Here is a 26,062-nt window from a genome sequence, read left to right on the forward strand (position 1 = left end):
ACCTACGACGCCATCATCGATGCCGCTTGTCAGGCATGGCGAAATCTCGTCGACCAGCCGACAACCATAACATCGATCGGCATGCGTGAATGGGCACACACCGGTCAATCGTGAGCGCCGTTGGTATGATACCGGTGATCTTCATCCTCTCTGACTTGATCTGATTTGCGGCAGCCTCTTGCGATAGCTCTAGCGGTTGGCGCGCGGCGACCTATCTGACAGGGTAGACGTTAAGCCACCGAGGAATTGCCGATGAAGCTGTCCACGCGCTGCCTGCTCCCCGTTGCCGCTGCACTGGGACTCACCGCCCCGGCTTTGGCCGATCCCGGCATGTGGGAGGTACGCGATGGCGACAGTGCAATCTGGCTGTTCGGCTCATTCCACATTTTACCCAACGGGCTGCAGTGGCGCACCGCGCTGTTCGACAAGGTGCTGACTGACGCCTACAAGGTGGTGTTCGAGACCGATATCGGACCGGCAGCCATGGCCCAGGTCGGTGCGGCGGCCTTCGTTCGCGGCATCTATATGGATGGCACTCTGTTGACCGACGTGATCGACCCGGATCTCGAGGCCAACTTGCGGCAGCAGGCGCAAACTATCGGCCTGCCGCTGGGCCCGGTACTGGCGATGAAGCCATGGATGGCAGCTAATGCCATCAGCGTCGCCGCGCTGGCGGCCGAAGGATATTCCGAGGAAGGCGTTGAGTTCGTGCTGCAGCCTGAACTGGCGCCCGGGCGAATGGAATTTCTGGAGACCGGTGACGAGCAGCTGGATGTGCTCGCGGGGGCGTCCGAGGCCGAGCAGATCGCCATGCTCGAATCGACGCTGGATGAAATTGCTACCCTGCCAAAGGTGATGGACAAGATGCTTGGCAGTTGGGCCGATGGCACGCCTGAGCGGCTGTCCGAAATGTTCAAGACTGAAATGGGCGGCTTCGAGACGGCGTTTATCGACCGGCTGCTTTATACGCGAAATCGCAACTGGATGGCACCGTTGGAAACTATGCTGGCGGACAATCAGGAAAATCTGGTGGTGGTCGGTGCAGCCCATCTGATCGGAGATGGCAGCGTGCTCGACCTGCTCGACAAGGCCGGCTACGAGGTCGAGCGCATTCAATAAATAGGGCACCGCGAACGGTGCCCTATGATTATTAGACCTCGCTGAGCTTGGTCCACTTGCCGTCGTTCTGGCTCGACTGCACCGAGGCCACGATGAACTGCATGCCTTCGACGCCATCGGCCAACGTGGGCAACAGGCCCTCATAGGCCGCTCCATCGCCGCGGATAACGGCTGCGAACTGGCTGTATAGCGTCGCAAAAGCTTCGAGGTAGCCTTCGGGATGTCCGGACGGAATGCGGACATTCATTGTGGAGGCGGCATTGCCAGAGATGGCGCCGCCACGGGTCAACAACTGCTTGGGCTTACCGAATTCGGTGAACCACATGTAGTTGGGGTTGTCCTGACGCCATTCGAGGCCGCCCTTGTCGCCGTAGATGCGGAGCTGCAGGCCATTCTCGCACCCAACTGCCACCTGGCTGGCCCAGAGCATACCCTTGGCACCGCCTTCGAAGCGCAGCATGATGTGGACGTTATCATCGAGCTGGCGGCCGGCGACGAAGCTGGTGAGATCGGCCGAAACCGCGTCGGTCTTCAGACCGGTGACGAAGCGGGCCAGGTTGTAGGCATGGGTGCCGATATCGCCGATGGCGCCGCCAGCGCCGGATCGGGCCGGATCGGTACGCCATGAGGCCTGCTTGTTATCGTCGCTGGTCGCTTCGGTGAGCCAATCCTGCGGGTATTCAGCCTGGACGACACGGATGTTGCCCAGCGCGCCCGACGCGACCAGTTCCTTGGCCTGACGGATTAGTGGATAGCCGGTGTAATTGTGCGTCAGAAGGAATTTGGCGCCGTTCTTGGGCTTGATCTCGGCTAGCTTGCGGGCGTCTTCCAGCGTCGAGGTGATCGGCTTGTCGCAGATGACGTGGATACCGGCTTCAAGGAAGGCCTTGGCCGGGCCATAGTGCATGTGGTTGGGCGTCACGATCGACACCGCCTCGATGCCATCAGGACGGGCAGCTTCGGCGCGCGCCATCTGCTCATATGAGGTGTAGATGCGGTCTTCGGCGAGGCCGAGATTGCGACCGGACTCCTGGGCCACGTCGGGGCGCGACGACAGGGCGCCGGCCACCAGATCGTAGTCACCATCGATGCGGGAGGCCACGCGGTGCACGTAGCCGATGAAGGCCCCCGTGCCGCCGCCAACCATGCCGAGGCGAATGCGCTTTGCGCCATTTTCAGCCATAATTGTTCCCTCTTGCCTAATGTGTCTCGGGGGCAGCGATCGGATCGATGCCGATATAGAGATCGTGCGGTGTAACTGTTCCATCGGCCTGATAGCCGAAATCGAGCTTGAAGATGCCCGCCGGAATGCCAAGCTCCTCTGCGTCGTCATAAATCGTCTGAAACGTCGCTGCTATTGCCCTGAGCGGCCCAGTGTGGCGACGATGCCGATAATTATTGGCAGGAATGTGTAGCAGCTTCAGTCCTGCCGGAGCCGCCTTGCACCCGAAGACGCGCTGGCCGACAAATTCAAAGAAGGTGCCGTCTTCCATGGCGAGGCTGACGCCGACATAAGCGTCCACTTTGCGGGCCAACGCGGCAACCGCGTCCGCTTCGGCGAAGAGGCGTCTCCACCCCTCCGGCACGATTTTCGGCAAGTCCTGCCAGCCCCCTGAGACCGGGAGGCCGACAAGCGTCAATGCGTCCAGCGATACGGTTTCGATCTCCGATCCGGTCATCAGCTCAGACCCAGAATCTTCCGGTTCGCCGCCAGATCAGTGCCTGCCGAAGCGAAGTCATCGAAGGCGTGTTCGGTGACGCGGATGATATGGTTCTTGATGAATTCGGCGCCTTCGCGGGCACCGTCCTCGGGGTGCTTGATGGCGCATTCCCATTCGAGCACCGCCCAGCCGGCGAAGTCATACTGCGCCATTTTGGAGAACACCGAGGCGAAATCCACCTGACCATCGCCGAGCGAACGGAAACGTCCTGCCCGGTTGATCCAGCTCTGATAGCCGCCATAAACGCCCTGGCGGCCGGTCGGATTGAACTCGGCGTCCTTGACGTGGAACATCTTGATTCGCTCCTGGTAGATGTCGATGTAGTCGAGGTAATTGAGCTGCTGCAGCACGAAATGGCTGGGATCGTAGAGCAGGTTGGCGCGCGGGTGATTGTTGACGCGCTCCAGGAACATCTCGTAGGTGACGCCGTCGTGCAGATCCTCGCCGGGGTGAATTTCATAACAAAGGTCGACGCCATTCTCGTCCATGGCATTGAGAATAGGCATCCAGCGGCGCGCCAGTTCGTCGAATGCTTCTTCGACGAGGCCAGCGGGACGCTGAGGGAACGGATAGAGAAATGGCCAGGCCAGCGCGCCCGAGAAGGTTGCGTGCTCCGTGAGGCCAAGATTTTTTGATGCCTTTGCCGCCCAAAGTAGCTGTTGCACGGCCCATTCCTGACGAGCCTTGGGATTGCCATGCACCGATGCGGGCGCAAAGCCGTCCAGCATGGTGTCATAGACAGGATGCGCGGCGACGAGCTGGCCCTGCAGATGGGTCGACAGCTCGGTGATTTCGAGGCCATGGCTGGCGACGACGCCCTTGAGCTCGTCGGCATAGGTCTGGGAGGTCGCGGCCTTTTCCAGATCGATCAGGCTGCCGACCCAGGTCGGGATTTGCACACCCTTGTAGCCATAGTTGGCGGCCCAGCCGCAGATTGCGTCGAGGGAATTGAACGGGGCATTGTCGCCCGCAAATTGCGCCAGAAAGATTCCCGGCCCCTTGATGGTGCGCATGTTGTTTCTCCTCTGTCAGGCGCTTGGCGCCATGGTCTTTTATTGCTTGATAAGAAACAGGCGGCGGGTTGGCCGCCGCCTGCTGGTATTACCTGAAACGCAATGTTGACCGGCAGATGATGCCTGTCAATGAGGTGCGCACCTCACTACTTCAGCAGGCCTGCCGCGTCGGCCGGGCTGAGCGCCAGCGGGCGTTCGCAGGTGGTCGACAGCGTAAGCACCTGGCCGCTTTCGCCGGCCTTGAGCAGGCTGGTCATTACGTCCACGGCATGCAGCGCGACGTCGAGGCCGCAACGGGCGCGATAGCCACCGTCGATGGAGGCCATCATGTCTGCGAGACCGGCCGTGCGATAATTGGCGCGCGGGTGATCCTTGTCGAGGTCCTGGTTGAGTTTGCCGAAGGGGTGATCCCACGGCGTGACGTTGGTGCGCGTGCCAGAGATATCGGTCGTGACCAGATCGCCGCCGAAGAAGTTCGGATCTGGAACGAAGATCGTGCCGTCGGTGCCGTAAAGCTCGATATTGTGGTGGCCATGCGCCGCCACGTCCCAGCTTGCGCCAATGGTGATGATGGCGCCCGAATGGAACTCCAGCAAGCCGTGGATGGTAGTGGGGGTCCCGACCTTGACGAAGGTGCCCTTGTAGGGGCCTTCGGCCGTCACTTCGCGTTCCGCACGCGCCTTATTGGTGAAGGCGGAGACCCGCTTCACCGGTCCGAGCAGATGAATAAGATCGGTGACGTAATAGGGCCCGATGTCGAGGATGGGACCAGCGCCAACCTGGAAGAAGAAATCCGGATTGGGGTGCCAGTGTTCCATGCCGCGGCTCATGACGTGGGTAGTGCCGCTCATGATCTTGCCGAGCTTGCCACTGTCGATGATTTCGCGCGCTTGCTGGTGCGCGCCACCAAGGAAGGTATCGGGGGCCGAGCCGACCTGAAGCCCGCGATCATCGGCAGCCTTCTTGAGGGCCATGCCCTCTTCGAGCGACAGCACGAACGGCTTTTCGGAATAGGCGTGCTTGCCGGCCGAGATGATGTCCATCGAGACCGAATAGTGGGTCGATGGAATCGTCAGGTTGACGATGACGTCGAGTTCGCTGTTCTTCAGCAGCTCGTCGGGAGTCTGCGCCTTGACGCCATATTCATCGGCACGCTTCTGTGCGGCGGCCGGCAGGATGTCAGCCACAGCACGAACTTCGAGCCCCTTGAACAAGGGCGCGAGCTTAAGATAGGCGGCGGAGATGTTGCCGGCACCCATAATGCCGACGCCAAAGGTCTTTGCCATCTGGATTACTTCCACTTGGTGGCGGTTGCGATCGAACGCGTTGCGAAACGCACTTCGTCGGACGGCTTGTCGTGTTCGGCAACGAAATATTCGGCCTTGGTCTTGGCCTGTACCTTGCCGATTAGGTTGTCCCAATCGAGCACGCCGTGGCCGACGTCGGCCCAGCCGTCTTCATCGGCATTCTGACCCGCGGGGGCTATGTCCTTGACGTGGACAGCGGTGATGCGGCTGCCATAGCGATCGAACCAGGCAATCGGATCGGCCTTGCCACGCACCACCCAGGCGACGTCGCATTCCCATTCGATGGCGGGCGCGGTTTCTAGGATGATTTCCATCGGGGTACGGCCGGACGAGGTGGGCACAAACTCGAAGTCATGGTTGTGCCAGCCGAAAGCGTAACCTTCCTTGGCATAAGTTTCGCCATGCTTGGCCAGCATCTCTGCCAGTTCGAGCCATTTGGACTCGTCGGTGCTGCGGCCTTCTGGACCAATATGTGGCACGATGATCTTCTTGATGCCCAACGCTTCGGCGGTCTTCAGTGTGGTCGAGACGTCAGCCACCTGGGCGGGGCCAAAGTGGCCGGTCGGCATGGCCAGGCCGTTCTTCTTGAGCGTGGCGGCAAGCGCTGCCGGGTCGCCATAGAGACCGCCATAGCCTTCGACCTGCGTGTAGCCGAGGGCGCCGAGCTTGGCGAGGAATTCTTCCTGATTGGGGTAGTTGCGGGCGCTGTACAGCTGGAATGACAAAGTCGTCATTGTGGCCTCTTTTGTAACGTTAGAATGGGCAAGGGCATCGCATTGGCGGTGCAGGACTATCGGTATTTTCCGGATGCTGTTGCGCCCGCCGGACAGGCCAACCAGCGCAAAAGTTACATCGGGCCTAATGGCATCGGTTGGGGAGTGCGGCGCCCACCGGCGCCGCACTATTAGCCGTTAGAGGCGGTTGGTGGTCTCGGCGCTGAAAATAGAGCCACGGGCCGGATCGAAACCGATGCGGACCTTGTGGCCCGTCGCAATGACCACGTCGCTGTCGCAACGGAAGGTAATCGCCTGGCCACCGATCTTGGTCCAAGCCAGCGTATCCGAGCCCATGGGCTCGACGATCTCGATTTCCACATCAATGGTGAAGGGCATGCCCGCCGTCTCGTCACCCAGGACGATATGTTCAGGACGGACGCCGAGCACCGCCGCTGTGGAACCGGTCGCCGGAGTGTCGAAAGCGTAGGTTTCCACGGGGATAACGATGCCATCTTCAGTGGTGAACGTGGAGTCCGACAGCGTGCCCGTGAACATGTTCATCTGAGGCGAGCCGATGAAGCCCGCGACATAGAGGTTCACCGGCCTATTGTAGATGGTGTGCGGATCAGCCAGTTGCTGGATGACGCCGTTCTTCATCACTGCGATGCGGTCGGCCAGGGTCAACGCTTCGATCTGGTCGTGCGTCACATAGATCATGGTGTTCTTGAGCCGGTGATGCAGCCGCTTGATCTCGACGCGCAGATCCGAACGGAGCTTGGCATCGAGGTTGGACAGTGGCTCATCGAACAGGAACACGTCCACGTCACGCACCAGGGCGCGACCAATGGCAACGCGCTGGCGCTGGCCGCCGGACAGGTTTGCAGGCTTGCGCTCCAGCAAGGGCTGGATCTGGAGGATTTCCGCGGCGCGAGCAACGCGCTTTTCGACCTCGTCCTTCTTCATGCCGGCTACACGCAGGCCAAAGGAGAGGTTCCGCTCGACAGTCATCTGCGGATAGAGCGCATAGGACTGGAACACCATGCCGATGCCACGGTCCTTGGGCTCAAGCCAGGTGACATTCCTGCCACCGATGAAGATCTGCCCGTCGGAAATGTCCAGCAAGCCGGCGATACAGTTGAGCAGGGTGGACTTTCCGCAACCCGAGGGCCCGAGCAGGACGATAAACTCGCCCTGCGCGATTTCGAGGTCGAGGTGCTCGAGCACCTTCACGCTGCCAAAATTCAGTGAAAGATCGCGGATGGAAACACTGTTTTGCATTCGAATTATCCCTTCACCGCGCCAGCAGCGACACCGCGGACGAACCACTTGCCGGACACGAAATAAACCGCCAGCGGCACGAGGCCGGTCAGAACGGTGGCGGCCATGTTCACGTTATATTCGGGCGTGCCCTGGGCCGAGTTGACTATGTTGTTGAGCTGCACGGTCATCGGATAATTCTGCGTGCCGGCGAAGACGACGCCGAACAAGAAGTCATTCCAGATACCGGTCACCTGCAGAATGAGCGCCACCACGAAAATTGGTAGCGACATGGGCAGCATGATCTCAAAGAAGATGCGCCAGAACCCTGCCCCGTCCACACGAGCCGCCTTGAACAATTCCTGGGGCAGCGACGCGAAGTAGTTGCGGAACAGCAGTGTCAGGATCGGCATGCCAAAGATCGTGTGGACGATGATGACGGCTTGCAGCGTGCCGAAGATGCCCAGTTCGCGGGCGATTATCACCATCGGATACAAAAACACCTGGTAGGGAATGAACGAGCCGAAGATCAGGATAGCAAAGAATATTTCCGAGCCCTTGAAGCGCCAGTTGATCAGCGCATAGCCGTTCACAGCCGCGATAAAGATCGAGATGATCGTGCTCGGGATGGTGATCTTGACAGAGTTCCAGAAGCCCGGCGCGAGGCCCTGGCAATTGAGACCCGTGCAAGCGCTGGTCCAGGCCTTCACCCAGGCGTCGAAGTTTGGTGCCACCGGCAATGCGAAGATGTTGCCAAAGCGGATTTCCGGCATCGACTTGAGCGATGTGGTGAACATCACGTAGAGCGGAAACAGGTAGTACATCGAGAAGACCACCAGCAGAGAATAGATGATGATCTTGCGTGGGGTGAAAAAGGGCTTTGGCCGGGGGCCGCGCGCTTCTTGCACTGCATTGGTAGCGGCGACGCGAGAAGCGCCGGCCATGGTTGAGGTCTGACTCATGTGCGACGCCCCTTTCCGCCGAATTCGAGATAGGCCCAAGGGACCATGATGATGACGACCGTCAGGAGCATCATGGTGGCGCCGGCCAGGCCCTGGCCGATATTGCCGCCCGAGAACATGTAGTTGAAAACGTATTTTGCCGGCACTTCCGAGGAGATGCCCGGGCCGCCATTGGTCAGCGCCACCACAAGGTCATAGAGGCGGACGATGCCGGAGCCGATGATCACCAGCGCCGTGACCAGCACGCCGCGCATCATTGGAAGGACGATGGAAACGTAGGTACGCCAAGTCGGAATGCCGTCGATACGGGCAGCTTTCCAGATTTCTTCATCGACGCCGCGCAGGCCGGCCAGCATCAGCACCATGCAGAAGCCCGTGCCGTGCCAAAGACCGGCGATGAGCAGCGCGAACAGAACCATTCGCGGATTGGCGATCCAGTCGAAGGAGAAATTGGTCCAGCCCAGGTTGCGCAGGGTAGTCTGCAGGCCGAGGGTGGGGTTCATGATCCACTGCCACACCAGGCCCGTCACGATGAACGACAGGGCGAATGGGTAAAGCATGATGGTGCGGAAGGCGCTTTCGAAGCGGATTTTCTGGTCGATCAAAACCGCAAGGATGAACCCGACAACCAGCGTGAAAACCAGCGACATCGCGCCGTAGGCGATCAGGTTGGTTACCGATACGTTCCAGCGTGAGGTTGCGAACAGGCGCTCGTATTGATCGAAGCCGACAAATTTGCCGGTCGGCAGAAGCTTGGAATTGGTGAACGAGTAATAGATCGTCCAGATCGTGCAGCCGACGAAGACGACCAGCACGGTGACCATCATGGGCAGCGCGGCGATCTTGGCGGGCAGGTTATTGAAGAGGATTCTTTTCAGCAGGCTGGGTCGATTGACCGTTGTCTCAGCGCCTGCGTCCAGAGGAACGGCAGCGTCCGCCATATGAGTATCTCCAAGAAAAGGTGGCCGACCTTTAATGATCAAGGCCGACCACCATTTTTATCGACGAGAGCAAACCCTCGCCTTTACAGGCGTGTCGTTACTCGTCGGACTCGAGGATCGAAGCGTAGCGCTCGATGTAGTCATCGACAGTGATGCTGTCGTCATCGAGGAACTCGGTGTTGAGATCCTGGAACTGCTGCTGGGTGTCGCTGGAGAGCGAAAAGTCACCGGAGGGCAGCAGACCGTTCTTGAGCATGCCAAGCGCCTTCTGCATGCAGGGGTTGGCTGCAGCCAGATCGATGTCGGTACGGATTGGCATCGAGCCCTTGACCAGGTTGAACTTCAACTGGGCTTCGGGGGAGATCAGGATGCGAGCGAGGTCGGCCTGAGCCTGCAGAACTGCGGGGTCGGTGCCTTCAGGCAGTTTGGGGAAGTAGAAGGAGTCGCCGCCGCCGGTCAGCTTGTCGCCGAGGCCGAGAGCTGGGAGACATTCGTAGTCCTTGCCGGGTACGCCGCCAGCAACCTGAAGGTCGCCCTGGAGCCAGTCACCGTGGATATTACCGGCAGCAGTGCCTTCGAGAAGCTGATTGCCGACGTCACCAAACGACGGAACCATGGTCTCAGGCGAGATCACCTTGCGAAGCGAGTCAAGAGCCTCAGCAACCTTGCGGAACTGCGGTCCACGAACGGCTTCGACATCCTTGTCGCGGTTGATGGCCAGGACCAGGTCGGAGCCGCCGATACCGGACATCAGGACACCGGGAATGCCGGAGAAAGGCCAGCCGGTTGCGAGACCGAAGGGCAGGATGCCAGCTTCTTCCAGAGCAGGCCAAGATGCGACGTATTCGTTCCAATCCTTTGGAACGGGCTGGCCGATTTTTGTGTAGGCCTTTGTCGACAGCCACAGCCAATCCCACGAGTGAATGTTCACGGGCAGGCAGTAGAGGCCACCCTCGTAGCGGCATGGGGTCAGCAGGGATTCATCGACGTAAAAACTGTCGATGTTCATGTCGGCGACGACGTCGGTCAGATCGCGCATCAGGCCAGCCTTGATGAGCTCCTCGGCGTCACGGCCGGTGTTCATCTGGGTTGCGCCCATTGGATCGCCGCCGATGATGCGGCTGATGATGACTGGGTTGGCGCCAGTGCCCGAACCGGCAAGCGCACTATCGACCCAGGTATTGCCGGTCTGTTCTTCAAAGACCTTGGCGAATTCAGAAACGGCCGCTGCTTCGCCGGCCGACGTCCACCAGTGTGTAACCTCAAGGTCCACGGCCATGGCGGCCGTCGAGCTCATCAACGCGGTTGCCATGACGGCAGCCACTGCAAACTTCTTCATAGGGTGTCCTCCCAAACGATCACTTGGAGCGATGATCGCTCCCGCGAAGCTGCCAGCCGCAAAGTTGCCTTCTGTGAGGCATCCCGAGCTGACCGCATGTAATCGATTGCATCCCTCGTTTCCGAAACCTCTGCAATCGATTGCATTACTTTCCTACACGTCTTGCGTGGCTGTCAATACAGATTTACATAGAATGCATAGCTGACAGCGGAAGGGGGCGCTGGCAGACATGAATTTGATCAAGAAAACGCCGACGATACAAGAAGTTGCACGTTTCTCCGGAGTATCGACTGCAACTGTGAGCCGAGCCCTTTCAAACCCTGAAAGAGTGAGCGAAAGTACTCGTTTGCGAATAAGCGAGGCGGTTCGGGTCACCGGCTACACGCCAAACCAGTCGGCGCGCTCACTGCGCCAGAAAACCGCTCGAACCATCCTCGTTGCCCTGCCCGATCTCCGCAATCCGTTCTTCTCGACCATCCTCGATTCGATCGAGCGGGAAGCCGTTTTGCGCGGCTATGGCGTGCTGATTGCCAACCGGTTTTCCGGCGACGATTCGGGCCGCAGGATGCGTGACTACTTTCTCTCCAACCGCGTTGACGGGCTGTTGCTGTTCGACGGATCGGTCGACCTGGCGCAATTGATGATGTTGACCGGCAACCCTGCCCCGGTGCCGCTGGTGGTCGCCTGCGAGGAGATCCCCACCGCGCCGTTCCACACGGTCCGGACCGACAATCTCTACGCTGCCGAGCAGGCGACGCGTCACCTGATTGGACTTGGCCACCATGGAATCGGCCACATTCGCGGACCCGTCGGCAATGTGCTCACGGGCGAGCGCGAGGCGGGCTACCGCAAGGCCATGGCCGATGCCGGGCTAGCAGTGCGAAGCGACTGGATATTTAAGGGAGCATTTGACATGGACGCCGGGCACGCGGCCGGGCAACTGTTCGCCGCCCTGGCCGACAGGCCAACCGCGGTGTTTGCGGCCAATGATGAGAGCGCCATCGGTTTCCTATCGGCGCTTAACCAGCATGGCATTGCCTGCCCGCGCGATGTTTCGGTAGTGGGTTTCGACGACCTCGGCATTGCCGCTCATGTGCTGCCGCCGCTGACCACGATGCGCCAGCCACGCGAGGCCCTGGGCCGCATCGCTGCCGGAGCGTTGATCGACGTCATCGAGGGCCAGCGCCGCAGTCGCTTGCCCATGCATATGGTGCTTAGCTCCGAGCTGATCGTGCGCGGCAGCACGTCCCCGCCTGCCCACCGGGCGATCGCGCCCGAGGCAGCGGTCCAGCTGCAATAGCGGCCAAAAGCCGGTTCCCTTTGCGCTGAAATGGGGTAAATGGGTTTATCTGCGTGGGTCCCGTAGCTCAGCTGGATAGAGCAGCAGCCTTCTAAGCTGTTGGTCACAGGTTCAAGTCCTGTCGGGATCACCAGATTTTCGGTATCGCTGTGGCTTCAGAGGCACCGCCCGCGTGACTGAAGGGGCAGGATTATGCTCGAGGTCAACTCGTCAACCGCACCCTACAATTGCGAATGCGTCGGCGGCTGGTCGTGTGAATCCAGTCCGCTACAACAATGCCGGTTCGTCCGATGGACCCGCTAGGTCGACGGCCAAGGCGTTGTCGCGCCACAAACTTCATCTGAGATCGTATGGGGTACGCGACCAACCGCACCACATTGCCAACGGCCAGACTGCATTCCCAGACAAGCCTTCATTTCTCGCTCAATCGCGCTGAGGCATTTGGGCAACAATCATTGCCGCATGGCTGCCAGTCATGTGGAAACGTATTGTGAAGCAGGTAAGGTAGGGGTAGTTCCGGTGCAGAATATCTAGGAGACTCAAATGTCCGTACGTGCACTACTCGCTGGCGCCTCGCTCGCCATTCTTGGTTCGGTTGCTGCTCAGGCCGCTGACCTCATCATCCCAACCACGCCTGCACCGATCATGGAATCGGCTGGCTTCAGCTGGGAAGGTCTCTATGCAGGCGTTCGCGCCGGCGGCCAGTTCATCGGCACCGATGCTAGCCTCTATGCTGGCTCGCCAGCTAACTCCACTGCAGGCGTCCTCGGCGCTTCGGTTGGCGTGAACTTCCTGCCAGTCGAGCCTTTCCTGCTCGGTGCTGAAGTTACCGCTGACTACATCTGGAACAACGCTGCTCCGAGCACTGGCGAGTACTTCGTCAACGTGCGCGCCGGCGCTGTCGTGACCGACTCGGTTCTGGTCTACGCAATCGGCGGCGTCGGCACCAACAGCCGCACTGGCTTCAACCAGGGCGTCTATCAGCTCGGTGGCGGTGTTGAACTTGCAGTGACCGACTCTGTGTCGGTTCGCGGTGAAGTTGTTGGCCAGGGCGACTTTGACGGCGCTTCGGACTCGTTCTTCGAAGCCGCCAAGGCAACCGTTGGCGTTGCTTACCACTTCTAATAACCGCTTTACGAACCGATCAACGGCTGCCTTCGGGCAGCCGTTTTTTTTTGCTTGCGATCTGGCGCCAAGCTGGAACTAGCCAAGGTCGCAGCGATATCGAACATCATCTTGCTGCATGTGCCCGGAGGCCAGAGTAGCACTGACGCGTTGCATGGTGGGCAATCGGGACAATCGGCGTAGCCTATCTCGATCTCACCTAGAAATCGAAGCCCATCTGCGAAACTGAGGCAGCCGGCCGAGCTTTACGCGCGGCATGCGCCACAGTGGTTTGCGCTGCGGTGACGGTTTCAGGCGCCGTTATCGGCGCCAGGACGGGTTTGGGGTGAGGCAGCGCGCTTGACTTCGGAACGAGCTTTTTTGCAGGTGGCTGATCTGCGGTCACCGTGTAGGAGGCTTCCGAACCGCGCATTTTGGCAAGCCAGTCTGCTATCGGCTTCAATTTTTCGGCATGTAGCGCGTAGCGGTTTTCGCGGCCGGTCTTCTTTTCGCTGATAAGCTTGGCCTGTTTCAGCACGCGCAGATGGCGTGAGATCGCCGGGCGGCTGATCTTGAATGAGCCCGCCAGCACATGCACCGGTTGTGGGCCGTCATGCAGAATTTCCACAATCCGGCAACGGGTTGGGTCGGCCAGAGCGATGAGGATTGCGATGGGCGGCATGCTGGATTCCATGGGTGCACAGGCCCATTAGTAATGCCGACGTTACGCGTCAAGCGCGGTACGGCGCAGGCAACCGGTTATTCACCAGAAGCGTTGAGTTGAGCTTTACCGTGCCATACGATTGGCCGGTTTGTGAAATCTATGGTCATGTTGCCCTGCCAAGCTGGGCTAAGGAGTAACACGCCGGTGAACGAGATAAAGACCAGCTATTCATGGTGGAGCCGCGAGCAGCGGCCGTTTACCGTCGCCGAAATGGTGGTCGACGGCATTGTCCATGTGCTTGGGCTGATCGTTGCCGTTGCGGCAGGCTCAGTCCTTCTAGCCTACGCTATTCTTGAGACGGCGCCAGAGGCGGTCCCTGCCCTCGCGGTCTATGTGGGTTCGCTGGTCGCGGTGCTGGGTGTTTCGCTAGCCTACAACATGTGGCCGGTGTCTCCGATCAAGATGTGGCTGGCGCGCTTCGACCAAGCCGCGATCTTCCTGTTTATTGCCGGCACGTATACGCCTTTTCTCGCGGTACTTGGTGGCACCACCTCGGGCATCGTGATGACCACTTTCGTCTGGGGCGCTTCGCTGATCGGTGTGGCCCTCAAGCTTATTGTACCGGAGCGCTTCGGGCGGCTTGCCATCGCGCTTTACCTGGCGATCGGCTGGAGCGGGATCCTCGTGTTCCAGTCGTTGGCGCAGAGCCTGCCGTCATCCACGATGATGCTGCTGCTGGCCGGTGGCGTTACTTACTCGCTCGGTATCATCTTTCATCTCTGGGAAAAACTGAAGTTCCAGAACGCTTTATGGCACGTCTTCGTAGTCGGAGGCGCCAGCCTGCATCTTTGGGCCGTAATCGACTGCATGGTCATCCACAGGCTTTGAATTCGCTGATGCTGTCTGCAAATGTCGGTTCGTTGCGCTTCCGGTGCTCACGTACCGCTAGGTACGCTGCGCTTCGGTTCTCACAAACCAACATCTTCGACTCAGCCTGAGAAAATTGGGCCGTGCGGCGCCTAGTTTGCAGCCGGTACGGCGATGCGGTCATGGTCCATCTTGTCGCCGGGCTTGAGGCCGATTTCTACCGAACGGCCGCCCGGGATTTCCAGAACGTATTGCACAGGGCCTTCAGAGGGGATGCCCGTCGGGTCGTGGGGGTGGGCGTTGACGTGCACATTCTTCACAATGCCATTGGCATCGACAAATATCATATCGAGCGGGATGAAGGTATTGCGCATCCAGAAGGAGACGTCGCGCTCGTCCTTGAAGTCGAACAGCATGCCGGCGTCTTCCGCCAGTTCGGTTACATACATCAGGCCCTTGGCGCGGGTTGCGTCAGTATCCACCACTTCCACATTGAAGCTGTAATCGCCCGTGCCGGTATGCAAGGTCAGCCTGTTCTCATCGGCAAAAGCGGACAGCGGCGCCAGGATTGCGGCGACAGCAATTGCAACTCCAGCGCGGCGGAGCGCTGGAGACAGACCTTGGGCGAACAGCATCATAACGGGAATTCCTAGTGGGAGGACGGCGCGTCGCCCCAACCATCAGGCCGGATTTCGGCGACCATAAGGCCCTTTGGACCATTGCCGTAACGCACCAGCACATATTGTCCGGGGCGCAATTCGGTAATGCCGAAGCGGCGCAGCGTTTCCATGTGCACGAAAATGTCCGGCGAGCCGTCGCCTTCGGAGAGAAAGCCGAAGCCACGAATGCGGTTGAACCACTTTACCTCAAGGCGAACCATTCCCGAGGTTGCCTCGACCACCACATGGGTGCGCGGTGCCGGCATCTGGGCTGGGTGGCGGGCAGTGGATTCGTCCATTGAAAGGACGCGGAAGGCTTGCAGGCCACCGGGCCGGTTGAGCGCTTCGACAACGATGCGGGCGCCCTCATAGGCGGTCTGGTAGCCGTCGCGGCGCAGGCAGGTAACATGCAGCAGAACATCGGCCATGCCATTATCGGGCACGATGAAGCCAAAGCCCTTGCCGGCGTCGAACCACTTGATAGCGCCGGTGACCTCGATGGTGTCGAGGCCTGCATCGCCAGACGAAGCGGCCGCATCGGGGTGATCAGACACGCCCTCGCCGGTTTCGTGATCGCCAGTAAACTTGGCCCCCATGCTTCCCCAAAGCCCTTCGTACTCGCCTCGCCGCCGCGAGGTACTAAACAAGACAAAGCTCACTGTGGCCGATTCAAAGGCAATTGTTAAGACTTTGTTTGGAAATGCACCGGTTGCGGTGCATTGCCTGACTTGGTAGGCCTCGGACAACGCATTTGCCAAGGAGAACAGCGATGAAATACCTGCACACCATGGTCCGCGTGACCAATGTCGAGGATAGCCTGCGGTTTTATTGCGAAGGTCTGGGGCTCGAAGAAGTGCGCCGGCGGGAGAGCGAACAGGGCCGGTTCACCTTGATTTTCCTGAAGGCGCCGGGCGACGAGGGTGGCGAGGTCGAGCTGACTTACAACTGGGATCCCGAGGAATATACCGCCGGGCGCAACTTTGGCCACCTGGCCTATCGCGTCGCGGATATCTACGCACTGTGCCAACATCTTAGTGACATGGGTGTCATCATCAATCGCCCACCGCGCGATGGCTACATGGCTTTCGTCCGCTCGCCCGATGGCGTCTCCATCGAGCTAATCCAGGACGGATCGCTGCCGCCACAGGAGCCGTGGTTGTCGATGCCCAATACCGGCAAGTGGTAGCCATCGGTTAGCATTTTGCTAACGTTTCAGTAGCGTTTTGCTAACCGTAGCGCTTAGCCCGCGGTTAGCAAAGCCGATCGTATTTTAGCGACTTCACAAAACGGGTCATTGTCTGTTGCCCAGGCGCAACGACGGCCAGTCGGAAGTCGCGATGCATACCCCTCTCCGCTCGATAATCGCCGTCATGGTCTGCGCGCTGTCGCTGGCGGCGTGCATGCCCATGGCCATGTTCGCGAGCAGCAGTGGCGCCTCCTACTCGGGCAAGAAAAACGACTGGGGCACCTTCGTCTCGAGCCGAGAGGTCAATGCGCTCTGCCTCGCGCCCAAGCTGCGTTTCCTGATCTGGGAATTCGAGGGTCAGTTCGGCCGCAAGGTGATCATGAATTCGGGCTACCGAGACGGACAGCATAATTCAGCGGCCGGCGGCGTGGATAACTCCTATCATACCAAATGCATGGCGGCGGATTTCTACATCCCCGGCGTCGACAAGCAGACGCTGATCTCCTTTGCTATCAACCGCAGCAGCGCTGGTGGCGTGGGCTGTTATCCGGGCCGCCAGTTCATCCATGTCGATGTACGCGACCGCCCACGCGGCTACAATCGTCCGGTGACATTCTCGGGCTGTTGAAAAAATTGAACTATCTGTCGCAAATGGGTTGCGCGGATCAAACCGCCCCATTATACGACCCTCACAAGCGCTTAGGCGCCCTTCGTCTATCGGTTAGGACGGCACCCTTTCACGGTGCAGAGAGGGGTTCGACTCCCCTAGGGCGTACCATTCCTTCCCAGCAGGGAATGATATAAACTAAGTCTGCTAGTTCCTAGGTTCGCGGCCATCGTCTATCGGTCAGGACGGCACCCTCTCACGGTGCAGAGCGGGGTTCGATTCCCCGTGGCCGTACCAGGAACACATTCACTCAAGTCACCTTCGTTCACGGGAGCCGAACTTGGCTCTCTTCGAAGGCGAGTCACCCCTTGCTGGATGGCAACGGGTGACTGGTCAATGCGCTACATGGCGACGCGCCATCGGTGGCTGTTGCACATAGCAAGGTAGTACCGAAGGTTCAGGCTCAGGCTCTGAACGGTGCTAATGCCGCCACGGGAATTATCGAGCAGGACAGTGCCGCGGTCTGTCTGCACGCCCAGGATCGAATGCCATCACCGGTTACCCAGCGTGCCGATCAGGATAACCATTGCCGAAACAGCGATGCCCCGATCGCGCAACTCCAGTATCTTTGCCAGGACAAAATCATCGCAGTCAGCGGCGTTGCCTAAAGGCACGGTCCAATAATCGCTGACTTCGTAAGTCCCTCGGTCAGATTGGTACTGGTAGCGGGCATTTACTTCGGTATTGGCACACGAGAGGGACGGCGACAGTTCCTCATTGAAAGTAAGCTGCTCAGGACCGGGAAACGTACCGCAAAAGTCCATGGGCTGGTCGTTGCGCCGGCACATGGCGTCTCAGCCGGCCTGCCTTGCCTGACGTAGATCAGCGGCAGATAAATTAGGCACGGGCAAAAATTTTGCAAGAATCGTACACAGTATTTTTCCAGTTTTTGTTTTACTTGCCATTGAAAGTAACCAATATTTCCGGTCAAAAGTTCTCCACTTTTTGAACTGACCGGCAGGAAAAATCCTCCATAGAACCTTTGTTATTGAGCTTATGCGAATTATAATGACATCCAGAGCTATCAATCCTCAACGTAATTTTTCGTTGCTAATTATTACTGCATCGATTTTTTTAAATATGCAGGTGGGGGCCGGGTGATGCGATCAGCTTTCGATAACTGCCCGACCAGATGTGCCTGCACATGATGCCGCATAATGGGGACGAAATTGCCGGCTTTGATGGCAACGATGTGATTGGCGTAGCGGCAGGCGGGTTGTGATGCCGCCCATCATATTTTGAGGGGTTGTGCTGATCCAAATCGTGGCGCACCACGTACAGGGCTTACACAGGCGGAGCAGCCGATGTATGCGGTAGTCATGACGAATTCAGATATTGGCCAGCCGCCTGTCCTGCCAGGGATCGATGACCCTGCATCGCTGATGCTTCGCATTGCGCAGCAGCAAGACAAATCTGCCTTGGCCGCCTTGTTCGGGCTGTTCGGCCCACGTGTCAAATCGATGATGATCAAGCTGGGTGCCGGCGATGCCTTGGCCGAAGACCTGGTGCAGGAAACTTTCCTCACCGTCTGGCGCAAGGCGGCGCTTTATTCGAACCAGCGCGGTGCAGCGAGCACCTGGATTTTCACGATCGCCCGCAACCTGCGCATCGACCAGCTGCGCCGACAATCGAACAAGCCCTATGAGGACTTGGAAAAAGTCACTCTGGCCAGCGACAGCCCGACCGGCAGCATGCTGGTCGAGCGGCATCAAGTGATCGATCGGGTGACCGCCGCTCTGACAACGCTTTCGGAAGATCAACAGGAAGTCGTTCGCTTGAGTTTTATCCACGACATGCCGCACGCCCGGATTGCCGAAACCATCGGCATTCCCCTTGGCACAGTGAAATCGCGACTTCGTCTCGCCTATGAACGGCTCCGGCCTATGCTGGAGGATCTGCAATGACCATTGAACACCACCCCGATATTGCCACCTTGATGGCCTTCAGCGCCGGTACGCTTGACGGACCATACGCAACCGTGATCGCGACCCATCTCGCCATGTCCGAGGGCGGCCGCGAGACTTTAAGTCATATGGACTCCATCGGGGGCGCGCTGCTGACGGCAGAACCGGCCGCGCTTATGTCGTCCGGCTCCCTGGACCGGCTGCTAGGCACTTTGGGTGACGAGAAGATCGAAGTCGTGCCGCATGACGAGCGCGGCGACGACGCGCTTCCCCTGCCCGTTCAGAGCTATCTGCCTGAGGGGCTGGTTGCCGTGCGCTGGAAATGGACCGGGCCGGGCGTGGCGACGGCTGATCTTGCCTGGGGCGATGACGGCAAGTCTCGCCTGATGCTCCTGCGGGTGGGTGCCGGCCGTCGCGTGCCTGAGCATGGCCATGGTGGCCATGAGCTGACGCTGATCCTGCAGGGCGCCTATCGGGACCGCTTTGGCGTGTTTGCCAAGGGCGACATCGCCGACCATGACGAGGATATCGAGCACCAGCCGATCGCCGAGCCTGGCGAGGACTGCATCTGCCTCGTGGCGGTTGACGCGCGCCTCACGTTCCGCGGCCGGCTGATGCGGGTGCTGCAGCCGCTGTTTGGGATTTAGCGATGAAACCAGGTGTTGCATGGATTATCGGCGGCGGCTCGGGGATCGGCGCCGCCGTGGCGAAACTATTGGCCGCACGCGGCTGGACGGTAGCTATCTCGGGCCGTCGGCAGGAAAAGCTGGGTGAGGTTGCGAAGGCTAACCTGGCTATTCGCCCTTATGTACTGGACGTCACCGACAGCAATGCGATCAAGGCGACTATCCAGTCCGTGGTGGCCGACCTGGGGCGGATCGATCTGTTCATCTTCGGTGCCGCTGCCTGGCAACCGATGGATGTCGGCGATTACGCTTTCGAGAAGTTCGAGAAGGTCATCGATACCAATTATCTCGGCCTGCTGCGCATTGCCGATCCGCTGCTCAAGCAGATGGAAAGCCAAGGCGGCGGACATTTTGCGGCTATTGCCTCGGTGGCGGGCTATTTTGGCCTACCCCGCTCGGCCGCCTATTCGTCGACCAAGGCCGGCATAATCAACCTGCTGGAAACGATGCGGGCGGAACTGGCGCCGCGCAATATCACGGTGCGGATGATCGCGCCGGGCTTCGTCAAGTCCGAATTGACCGACAAGAATGATTTCCCGATGCCGTTCCTGATGGAGACCGATGATGCGGCGCGGCGGATCGTCGATGGGCTGACTCGGTCGGACCGGTTCGAGATCGCGTTCCCCAAGCGCATGGTCTGGCTGATGAAGACGATACGGTGGCTGCCCTATCCGGTGTTCTTTTGGCTGACGGGGAAGATGTTGCCGAAGCAGTGATGGCGAGCACGCCATTTCCACCGACTTTTCCCTAGGGCTTGACCCGAGGGGCCACTCTCAACACGGCGCAGGCCGCGATAGGTCCTCGGATCAAGCCCTAGGGAAAAGTCGGTGGGTGGGAGACTACTGTACCCAGCAGCGCAGCAGTCCGCAGTGACTCAAGCCGGCTTGCGGTATTGGTAGATACCCACGTCGATTGAGCCTTCGATAAATCCGGCTTCGCAATAGCTGAGGTAGTAGACCCACTTGCGCTTGAACTCCTCATCGTAGCCGAGAGGAGCGATCATCGGCCAGCGCTCGAGGAAGCGTTCCCGCCAAAGCTTGAGCGTCTTGGCATAGCTCAGGCGGAAGGTATCAACGTTCTCGAGCACCAGATTGTACTTGTCGCCAAACTCTTTCATCACCGTTTTGGTCAGCAGCATGCCGCCCGGGAAAATGTAGCGCTGGATGAAGTCGGGACCGCTGCGATAACCGACGAAATCGGCCTCATTGATGGTGATTGCCTGGATTGACGCAGTGCCGCCGGGCTTGAGGCGATCGTGCACCGTCTGGAAATAGCTCGGCCAATTGTCCTCGCCCACGGCCTCGATCATTTCGATCGAGCCGATGTGGTCGAACTGGCCTTCGGTATGGCGATAGTCCTCGAATACCAGCGTGGCGAATTCGTCGAGACCCTGGCGCGCCAGGCGCTCCTGTCCATATTTCAGCTGCTCGGCCGAAAGAGTGATGCCGCGTAGGTGGGCCTTGTAATCGCGCGCAACGGTTTCGGCAAAGCCGCCCCAGCCGCAGCCGATTTCAAGCACTGAAGACCCCGGCGTCACGCCAGCCATGTCGGCGACGCGGCGATATTTTTCGCGCTGCGCCTCTTCGAGACTTTGATCGCCAGAGGTAAAAACGGCCGACGAATAGGTCATCGAGCCGTCTAGCCACTGACCGTAGAAATCGTTGCCCAGGTCATAGTGCTCGGCGATGTTCTTCTTGGAACCTTCGAGCGTGTTGCGACGCGACAGGTGATAATGCAGGTCGCCGGCTGCCTTGCGGAAGAAACCCGGATTGGCTTCTTCGAACATGTCACGGTTTTGCAGGAAGAATCGGAACAGCGCGGTGAGGTCATCAACCTCGATATCGCCTCTCATATAAGCGGACGCAAAGCCAACTGTGCCTCGCTGCATGGCCTCGGTGATGACTTTGAAATTGTTGAGACGAAGCACCGAATGCTCACCCGTCGCCGGATCGCCGACTGTGCGCGTACGCCCGTTGGGCAAGATGACGGTTACGGCGCCGTGCTTGGGGTGGCCGACCAGCCGGTAGCCGATTTTTTCGACGGCCCAAGAGGCAAATTTGGCCCACGGCGCGACGCCGGTATTGCTGTTTTCTGCAACGGTCTTGTTCATCGTGCCGCGTGATCCAAAATTCTCTAGACTTGACGATGGCGCTTAGGCTGCCGTCTCAGTTTGAGCGTCGGCGGCACACCCTTCAGCCACAAAAGTAGCGCTTCCCAGTAAATGCCCAGCACCACTTTAGCGGTCATAAAGGGATATGCAAGGAGCAGTTTCAGCAGACCGAAGTCGCTCAAAAGACGCCGTTCACCCTTAAAATAAGCAGTCAGCAGGCCGCCCTCATCGTCCGACAAAGTAATGCCGAGAAACACCGTTTCAGCGGGCGGACGCACCGAAAAACGATAGCGCCCCTCAAGCGTATTGAAGGGAGACACGTAGAAGGCCTTCCTGGCTTCATGCTGGATTTCGCCCTGCTCGGGTAGCACGCCAGCTTGATAGAAGTGGTGCTCGCCGAAGGTGTTGCTGACCTCGTAGGCCATGAACCGCACGACGCCTTCGGCATCCTCGCAATAATAGACCGTGATCGGATTGAAGGCGAAGCCGAACAGCCGCGGGTATGCCAGCATGCGGATGCGGGTGACGTCCAAGACGCCGGCCGCAGCGGCCCTGCGGCGGATGAAGGCCGCGATGCTGGTGCCGTCGCGTGGACCAAAGTCCCTGGTCACCAGCGACACAAGGTTGAATCTATCCAAGGAAAATAGACGTAGTTTTTCATCTATTGATTCAAGCTGGTCGAGATCCACCAACATGGAAAAAACCCGGTAGCGCAGGGAATGTCGCTTCGGCCGCGCGCGCTTGTGCACGACGTCGCCGACATAGATGGCGCCGAGCGCCGAGATGCCCTCGCCTATTCCGCGGCCCACAGGTGCTGGTCTCCTTCGACCCAGTTGTGAGCGATACGGCCGCGCTGTTCGGGCACCTGCCAGGGGCGCTGCACCGGCCCAATGCGCTCGGCCACTTCCAGGCCCGACTGCAGCCCATCTTCGTGAAAGCCGTAGCCCATCCAGGCGCCGGCGAACCAGGTGTTGTTGACACCTTGAATTTGCCAGAGCTGCGGCTGCGTTGCGATCGCCTCGGCATCGAACAGCGGATGCTCGTAGTCAACGTCGTAGACCACCGACTCTGGCGCGATGTCGCGATGCGGGTTGAGCGTGACGAACAAGTTCTGCGTGGTGGGCAGCGGCTGCAGCTTGTTCATCCAATAGGTTAGGCTGAGATCATCTTCGCCCCCGGTGCCACGCAAGTAGTTCCACGCGGACCACAGATGGCGGCGCTTCGGCATGAAGCTCGCATCGGAATGAAGCACAGCGCGATTGTGGGTGTAGCGGAAGGCGGACAGTACCCGCTGCTCGGCTTCGGACGGGTCGGCAATCAGGGCCAGGGCCTGGTCGGCGTGAGTAGCGAACACGACCTGATCGAAGTGACGATGGCTACCGTCTTCGAAGTAAACCTCGGCGCCCTGGGCGTGGCGACGCACCGATGTGATCCCGGCATTGAGCACCGTTTCCATTTTGGTCTGAGCGACCAGCTTGTCCACATATTGGCGCGAACCCGATTTTACCGTACGCCATTTGGGCCGCCCGCCGACCTGCAGCAGCGAATGATTGGCAAAGAACTCGATGAAGGTCCGTGCCGGAAAGTCCAGCATGCCACGCGATGGGGTGGACCAGATAGCCGCCGAAATGGGCAGGATATGATCATCTATGAAGGCGCTGGAATAGCCGAAGCGCTCCAGGAACTGGCCGATCGAGATATCGTCGGAGCATAACTCAATCTGCTGCTCGGCCTCGCGGAAGAACCGCATGATGTCGCTGACCAGCTTCCAGTGGCGCGGCCGGATAATGTTGCGGCGCTGGCCGAACAGGCCCCAGAGATATTCGCCGGAATATTCCATCTGGCCTTCGCCAACCGAGACCGCAAAGCTCATGTAGGATCGCGTCGTCTCCACGTCGAGATGGTCAAAGAACGCCGTCAGGTTTGGATAATTCTTCTCGTTGTAGACGATGAAGCCCGTATCGACCGGCACCGGCCCCTGCGGGGTGGGAGCGAGAACCGTATTGCTATGGCCGCCAAGGACCGCATTTTTTTCGAACAGGGTGACGTTATGAGTCCGCGAAAGCAGCCAAGCCGCTGAAAGTCCTGATATTCCCGATCCGATGATGGCGATATTGGAGGCGGTCATGATCAGGGCAGGTCTCCGCGTGGCCGCAATGGTCTTATTACGCACACAGCAACGGGCTGGATCAGCGAAAAGTTTCTTCTATCCCTTGGGTTTAGCCATGTCCGTCAAACGGAACTGTACCTGCTCGCGGCCCTGATAATAGTCGACCGAAAGCGCTCCTGCGAAATGAAAGACCGCGTCGGCATCGCGCAGCAGGGCATCGCCAAGGGCGGTATTTGCCGCACGGAAGGCGATGGCCTTGAGGCGGGCGCCGTCTTCCGAAGTCAGGGTGAAGCTTACATGGCCGCCCTTGCCGACGATCTGAGCATAGCGGGCGCGATGAGCGGGGAAGGCAAACAGTGGGCCGGGATTGCCCGAACCGTAGGGTCCGGCGCGCTCCAGCGCATGCACCAGATCGAGCGTCGCCCCCCGAGCGGTAAGCGCTGCGTCGACCGGCATGGCAGTCACGGCGCGGGCCGCCGTCACATCAAGCGAAAGCTTTTCGATCAGGAAAGCGCGGAAGGGGCCAAGCTGGCCGGGCTTGATCGAGACACCCGCCGCCATGGCATGGCCTCCACCTTTGGGAATGAGGCCCAGTTCCACCGCTTCGATGACGGCGCGACCGATATCGACCCCGGGCATGGAGCGGCCCGAGCCGGTGCCGGTGCCGTCGGGCTGCAGCGCAATGGCGAAAGTCGGACGCTCGAAGCGTTCGCGCAGCCGGGAAGCAATGAGACCGGCGACGCCAGGGTGCCAATTAGCCGACGCCAGCACCAGGACGGGCGGTCCCTCGCCGCTGCCGATTTCCATTTCGGCCACGGCTGCCGCCTCTTCGACGGCCTCGACCTCGATGCGCTGGCGCTCGGTGTTGAGCTCGTCAAGCCGCGCAGCGATGACCAGCGCGTGGTGCTCGTCGTCAACGGTGAGCAGTTCAGTGCCGAGCGCGGCATTGCCGATACGGCCACCGGCATTGATGCGCGGGCCGAGCAGGAAGCCCAGGTGATATGGATTGATCGGGCCACTCAGGCGCGCGGCCAGCGCCAAGGCCGCCATGCCCTTGTTGTCGCCGCGGCGGGCGACTTCCAGCCCCCGCACCACGAAGGCGCGGTTGAGGCCGGTGAGCGGGACGACGTCGCAGACTGTGGCCAGGGCCACCAGATCGAGCAGTTTCAGCAAATCCGGAAGGCCGGTATCGCCGCGCTGACGAAGCGCCCGATTGACCGCTACGAGGACCATGAAGGTCACGCCGGCAGCGCAGAGATAGCCGAGGCCGGAAATGTCGTCGGGGCGGTTCGGATTGACCAGCGCATTGGCATTGGGCAGGTCGTGGTCGCTCAGATGGTGGTCGATGACTAGCACGTCAGCGCCGCGGCCGCGCGCATGGGTGATGGGCCCCTCGCTGGTGGTGCCGCAGTCGAGCGTGATGATCAGCGTGGCGCCCGCATCGATCAGCTTGTCCATCGCCGCGACATTGGGGCCATAGCCCTCGAATATCCGGTCGGGAATATGCACCTGGGGCTCGATGCCGAAATGGCGCAGGTAGCGGGCCATCAGCGCGCAGGAGCAAGCGCCATCGACGTCATAGTCGCCAAACAGCGCCACGGATTCATTGTCGGCAATGGCCTTGGCGAGCCGGTCCGCCAGCGGATCCATGGCCATCAGGGTCGAGGGATCTGGCATCAAGCCGCGAATGGTCGGCTCCAGATAGGTATCGGCTTCCTCGATGCCGACGCCCCGCCCCGCGAGGATGCGGGCAAGAATTTCCGAAATACCGGTGCGCTGGGAGATTGCAGTGGCCGTCCGCGTGCCCGCGAAATCCAAACGGTCGGTCCAGGCCCGTCCGGTCAGTGAGCGGGAGACATCAAGAAATGGTCGCGGCGCATCGAGCATGGAGGGAGAGGTAGGCGATTTGGACGGTGGTGGGAAGGGCGCCTATAGCGACAGTGGCGGCCCGACCACCTCCATGCCGTGCTTGCGGCTCAGGGCGCGAAATTCCTCGGAGCGCGGATCGAGCAAGGCATGAGCAAAAAAGGCTTCCATCGAACCGGCAGGTAAGAAGGCGACCAGCAGCCTCGCGGCAGGCGTCAGGTTGAGGAAAGCGTGGGGAATGCCCTTGGGGCCGAGGATGGTATCGCCGGGCCCGAGCTCGTGTAGTGCCTCGCCGACCTGAATGCGAAAGCGGCCGTCCTGCACCAGGAACCACTCGTCCTGATCGTGATGGTAGTGCAGCGGCGGGCCACCATGGCCGCTGCGCACCGTATCGACGACGAAAATTTTGCCGCCGCTGTCGGCAGTCGATAGCTTGATGTCGAAGCGACCGTTGAGAAATTGTACCGGCCGGTCGAAGCGGTCGGCGTCGTGGCGCACGAGAATGGCCGGATCGACGGTGTCCATGGCTTGCACCTCATCGCAACGACAGCGCTGCAGCGTCTG

At 59.8% G+C, this 26,062-nt stretch carries 27 protein-coding genes and 3 tRNA genes; 12 read left to right on the forward strand and 18 right to left on the reverse strand.

The features are described from left to right. Positions 1–252 precede the first annotated feature (252 nt). Positions 253–1,119 (forward strand): TraB/GumN family protein, encoded by an 867-nt coding sequence (locus WH91_RS16145; RefSeq protein ID WP_046172045.1) that lies wholly within the window; start codon positions 253–255, stop codon positions 1,117–1,119. 31 nt (positions 1,120–1,150) lie between these two features. Here the strand turns inward: WH91_RS16145 and WH91_RS16150 are convergent, their stop codons facing one another. From WH91_RS16150 to WH91_RS16190, 9 genes are all read right to left on the reverse strand, one after another. Beyond that, the gene (locus WH91_RS16150) at positions 1,151–2,302 is read right to left on the reverse strand and encodes a Gfo/Idh/MocA family protein (protein ID WP_046172046.1); all 1,152 of its coding nucleotides are present in this window, start codon (positions 2,300–2,302) and stop codon (positions 1,151–1,153) included. A gap of 16 nt (positions 2,303–2,318) precedes the next feature. After that, on the reverse strand, positions 2,319–2,798 hold the full coding sequence (locus WH91_RS22725) for a GyrI-like domain-containing protein (RefSeq protein WP_052952890.1): 480 nt from the start codon (positions 2,796–2,798) through the stop codon (positions 2,319–2,321). After that, the gene (locus tag WH91_RS16160) at positions 2,798–3,853 is read right to left on the reverse strand and encodes a sugar phosphate isomerase/epimerase family protein (protein ID WP_046172047.1); all 1,056 of its coding nucleotides are present in this window, start codon (positions 3,851–3,853) and stop codon (positions 2,798–2,800) included. The genes WH91_RS22725 and WH91_RS16160 overlap by 1 nt, the downstream gene beginning before the upstream one ends. Before the next feature lie 146 nt (positions 3,854–3,999). Further along, positions 4,000–5,139 carry a Gfo/Idh/MocA family protein gene (locus tag WH91_RS16165; RefSeq protein WP_046172048.1) on the reverse strand — a complete coding sequence of 380 codons (1,140 nt, stop codon included), beginning with the start codon at positions 5,137–5,139 and terminating at the stop codon, positions 4,000–4,002. Positions 5,140–5,144: 5 nt separating this feature from the next. Further along, a complete protein-coding gene (locus WH91_RS16170) occupies positions 5,145–5,894 on the reverse strand; it encodes a sugar phosphate isomerase/epimerase family protein (RefSeq protein WP_046172049.1) in 750 nt (249 codons plus the stop codon). Between the two features lie 177 nt (positions 5,895–6,071). Next, complete coding sequence (locus WH91_RS16175; protein ID WP_046172050.1) at positions 6,072–7,154, reverse strand: ABC transporter ATP-binding protein; 1,083 nt, start codon at positions 7,152–7,154, stop codon at positions 6,072–6,074. A 5-nt stretch (positions 7,155–7,159) separates the two neighbouring features. Next, complete coding sequence (locus tag WH91_RS16180) at positions 7,160–8,095, reverse strand: carbohydrate ABC transporter permease (RefSeq protein WP_046172051.1); 936 nt, start codon at positions 8,093–8,095, stop codon at positions 7,160–7,162. Further along, positions 8,092–9,036, reverse strand: coding sequence for a carbohydrate ABC transporter permease (locus WH91_RS16185; RefSeq protein ID WP_082102218.1), 945 nt, complete (start codon positions 9,034–9,036; stop codon positions 8,092–8,094). Before WH91_RS16185 ends, WH91_RS16180 begins: the two co-directional genes overlap by 4 nt. A gap of 97 nt (positions 9,037–9,133) precedes the next feature. Continuing rightward, positions 9,134–10,375 (reverse strand): ABC transporter substrate-binding protein, encoded by a 1,242-nt coding sequence (locus WH91_RS16190; RefSeq protein ID WP_046172052.1) that lies wholly within the window; start codon positions 10,373–10,375, stop codon positions 9,134–9,136. A gap of 229 nt (positions 10,376–10,604) precedes the next feature. Between WH91_RS16190 and WH91_RS16195 the strand changes: the two genes are divergently transcribed. The 3 genes from WH91_RS16195 (at position 10,605) to WH91_RS16205 (ending at position 12,800) form a co-directional block, all read left to right on the forward strand. Continuing rightward, a complete protein-coding gene (locus WH91_RS16195) occupies positions 10,605–11,675 on the forward strand; it encodes a LacI family DNA-binding transcriptional regulator (RefSeq protein ID WP_143078119.1) in 1,071 nt (356 codons plus the stop codon). 56 nt (positions 11,676–11,731) lie between these two features. After that, positions 11,732–11,808, forward strand: a tRNA-Arg gene (locus WH91_RS16200). Between the two features lie 410 nt (positions 11,809–12,218). Then, positions 12,219–12,800: an outer membrane protein gene (locus WH91_RS16205; protein ID WP_046172053.1), complete on the forward strand. Its 582-nt coding sequence runs from the start codon at positions 12,219–12,221 to the stop codon at positions 12,798–12,800. Between the two features lie 199 nt (positions 12,801–12,999). Here the strand turns inward: WH91_RS16205 and WH91_RS22730 are convergent, their stop codons facing one another. Beyond that, positions 13,000–13,461 (reverse strand): ArsR/SmtB family transcription factor, encoded by a 462-nt coding sequence (locus WH91_RS22730; RefSeq protein WP_052952892.1) that lies wholly within the window; start codon positions 13,459–13,461, stop codon positions 13,000–13,002. Positions 13,462–13,647: 186 nt separating this feature from the next. Between WH91_RS22730 and trhA the strand changes: the two genes are divergently transcribed. Next, the gene (gene trhA, locus WH91_RS16215) at positions 13,648–14,331 is read left to right on the forward strand and encodes a PAQR family membrane homeostasis protein TrhA (protein ID WP_046172054.1); all 684 of its coding nucleotides are present in this window, start codon (positions 13,648–13,650) and stop codon (positions 14,329–14,331) included. Between the two features lie 131 nt (positions 14,332–14,462). On the opposite strand, the gene WH91_RS16220 is transcribed toward trhA, so the two are convergent. Both WH91_RS16220 and WH91_RS16225 read right to left on the reverse strand, forming a co-directional pair. After that, positions 14,463–14,948 carry a DUF192 domain-containing protein gene (locus WH91_RS16220; RefSeq protein WP_046172055.1) on the reverse strand — a complete coding sequence of 162 codons (486 nt, stop codon included), beginning with the start codon at positions 14,946–14,948 and terminating at the stop codon, positions 14,463–14,465. Between the two features lie 11 nt (positions 14,949–14,959). Further along, positions 14,960–15,565 carry a cold-shock protein gene (locus WH91_RS16225; RefSeq protein WP_046172056.1) on the reverse strand — a complete coding sequence of 202 codons (606 nt, stop codon included), beginning with the start codon at positions 15,563–15,565 and terminating at the stop codon, positions 14,960–14,962. 173 nt (positions 15,566–15,738) lie between these two features. Here WH91_RS16225 and WH91_RS16230 point away from each other — a divergent pair, with 173 nt between their 5' ends. The 4 genes from WH91_RS16230 (at position 15,739) to WH91_RS16245 (ending at position 17,059) form a co-directional block, all read left to right on the forward strand. Beyond that, positions 15,739–16,155: a VOC family protein gene (locus tag WH91_RS16230; protein ID WP_046172057.1), complete on the forward strand. Its 417-nt coding sequence runs from the start codon at positions 15,739–15,741 to the stop codon at positions 16,153–16,155. Between the two features lie 151 nt (positions 16,156–16,306). Then, positions 16,307–16,783, forward strand: a complete 477-nt coding sequence (locus WH91_RS16235) for a YcbK family protein (protein ID WP_046172058.1) — start codon at positions 16,307–16,309, stop codon at positions 16,781–16,783. A 75-nt stretch (positions 16,784–16,858) separates the two neighbouring features. Then, positions 16,859–16,933, forward strand: a tRNA-Glu gene (locus WH91_RS16240). A gap of 51 nt (positions 16,934–16,984) precedes the next feature. Next, positions 16,985–17,059, forward strand: a tRNA-Glu gene (locus WH91_RS16245). Positions 17,060–17,313: 254 nt separating this feature from the next. Here the strand turns inward: WH91_RS16245 and WH91_RS16250 are convergent. After that, the gene (locus WH91_RS16250) at positions 17,314–17,610 is read right to left on the reverse strand and encodes a transglutaminase-like cysteine peptidase (protein WP_046172059.1); all 297 of its coding nucleotides are present in this window, start codon (positions 17,608–17,610) and stop codon (positions 17,314–17,316) included. Positions 17,611–18,141: 531 nt separating this feature from the next. Between WH91_RS16250 and WH91_RS16255 the strand changes: the two genes are divergently transcribed. The 3 genes from WH91_RS16255 to WH91_RS16265 are packed head-to-tail and all read left to right on the forward strand — an operon-like array spanning position 18,142 to position 20,128. After that, positions 18,142–18,726: a sigma-70 family RNA polymerase sigma factor gene (locus WH91_RS16255; RefSeq protein WP_046172144.1), complete on the forward strand. Its 585-nt coding sequence runs from the start codon at positions 18,142–18,144 to the stop codon at positions 18,724–18,726. Next, a complete protein-coding gene (locus WH91_RS16260) occupies positions 18,723–19,373 on the forward strand; it encodes a ChrR family anti-sigma-E factor (protein ID WP_046172060.1) in 651 nt (216 codons plus the stop codon). Before WH91_RS16255 ends, WH91_RS16260 begins: the two co-directional genes overlap by 4 nt. A 2-nt stretch (positions 19,374–19,375) precedes the next feature. Continuing rightward, positions 19,376–20,128: an SDR family NAD(P)-dependent oxidoreductase gene (locus WH91_RS16265; protein WP_046172061.1), complete on the forward strand. Its 753-nt coding sequence runs from the start codon at positions 19,376–19,378 to the stop codon at positions 20,126–20,128. A 158-nt stretch (positions 20,129–20,286) separates the two neighbouring features. Here the strand turns inward: WH91_RS16265 and WH91_RS16270 are convergent, their stop codons facing one another. The 5 genes from WH91_RS16270 to WH91_RS16290 all read right to left on the reverse strand — a co-directional run bounded on the left by WH91_RS16270 (position 20,287) and on the right by WH91_RS16290 (position 26,023). Beyond that, positions 20,287–21,522 (reverse strand): SAM-dependent methyltransferase, encoded by a 1,236-nt coding sequence (locus WH91_RS16270; protein ID WP_082102219.1) that lies wholly within the window; start codon positions 21,520–21,522, stop codon positions 20,287–20,289. 23 nt (positions 21,523–21,545) lie between these two features. Then, positions 21,546–22,331, reverse strand: coding sequence for a DUF1365 domain-containing protein (locus WH91_RS16275; RefSeq protein WP_052952894.1), 786 nt, complete (start codon positions 22,329–22,331; stop codon positions 21,546–21,548). Further along, positions 22,316–23,650 carry an NAD(P)/FAD-dependent oxidoreductase gene (locus tag WH91_RS16280; protein ID WP_046172062.1) on the reverse strand — a complete coding sequence of 445 codons (1,335 nt, stop codon included), beginning with the start codon at positions 23,648–23,650 and terminating at the stop codon, positions 22,316–22,318. The genes WH91_RS16275 and WH91_RS16280 overlap by 16 nt, the downstream gene beginning before the upstream one ends. A gap of 78 nt (positions 23,651–23,728) precedes the next feature. After that, positions 23,729–25,519 (reverse strand): single-stranded-DNA-specific exonuclease RecJ, encoded by a 1,791-nt coding sequence (gene recJ, locus WH91_RS16285; protein ID WP_046172063.1) that lies wholly within the window; start codon positions 25,517–25,519, stop codon positions 23,729–23,731. A 42-nt stretch (positions 25,520–25,561) separates the two neighbouring features. Further along, positions 25,562–26,023 carry a cupin domain-containing protein gene (locus WH91_RS16290; protein ID WP_143078120.1) on the reverse strand — a complete coding sequence of 154 codons (462 nt, stop codon included), beginning with the start codon at positions 26,021–26,023 and terminating at the stop codon, positions 25,562–25,564. Positions 26,024–26,062: the final 39 nt, after the last annotated feature.

The sequence above is a fragment of the Devosia psychrophila genome (assembly GCF_000971275.1).
Lineage (GTDB): Bacteria > Pseudomonadota > Alphaproteobacteria > Rhizobiales > Devosiaceae > Devosia > Devosia psychrophila.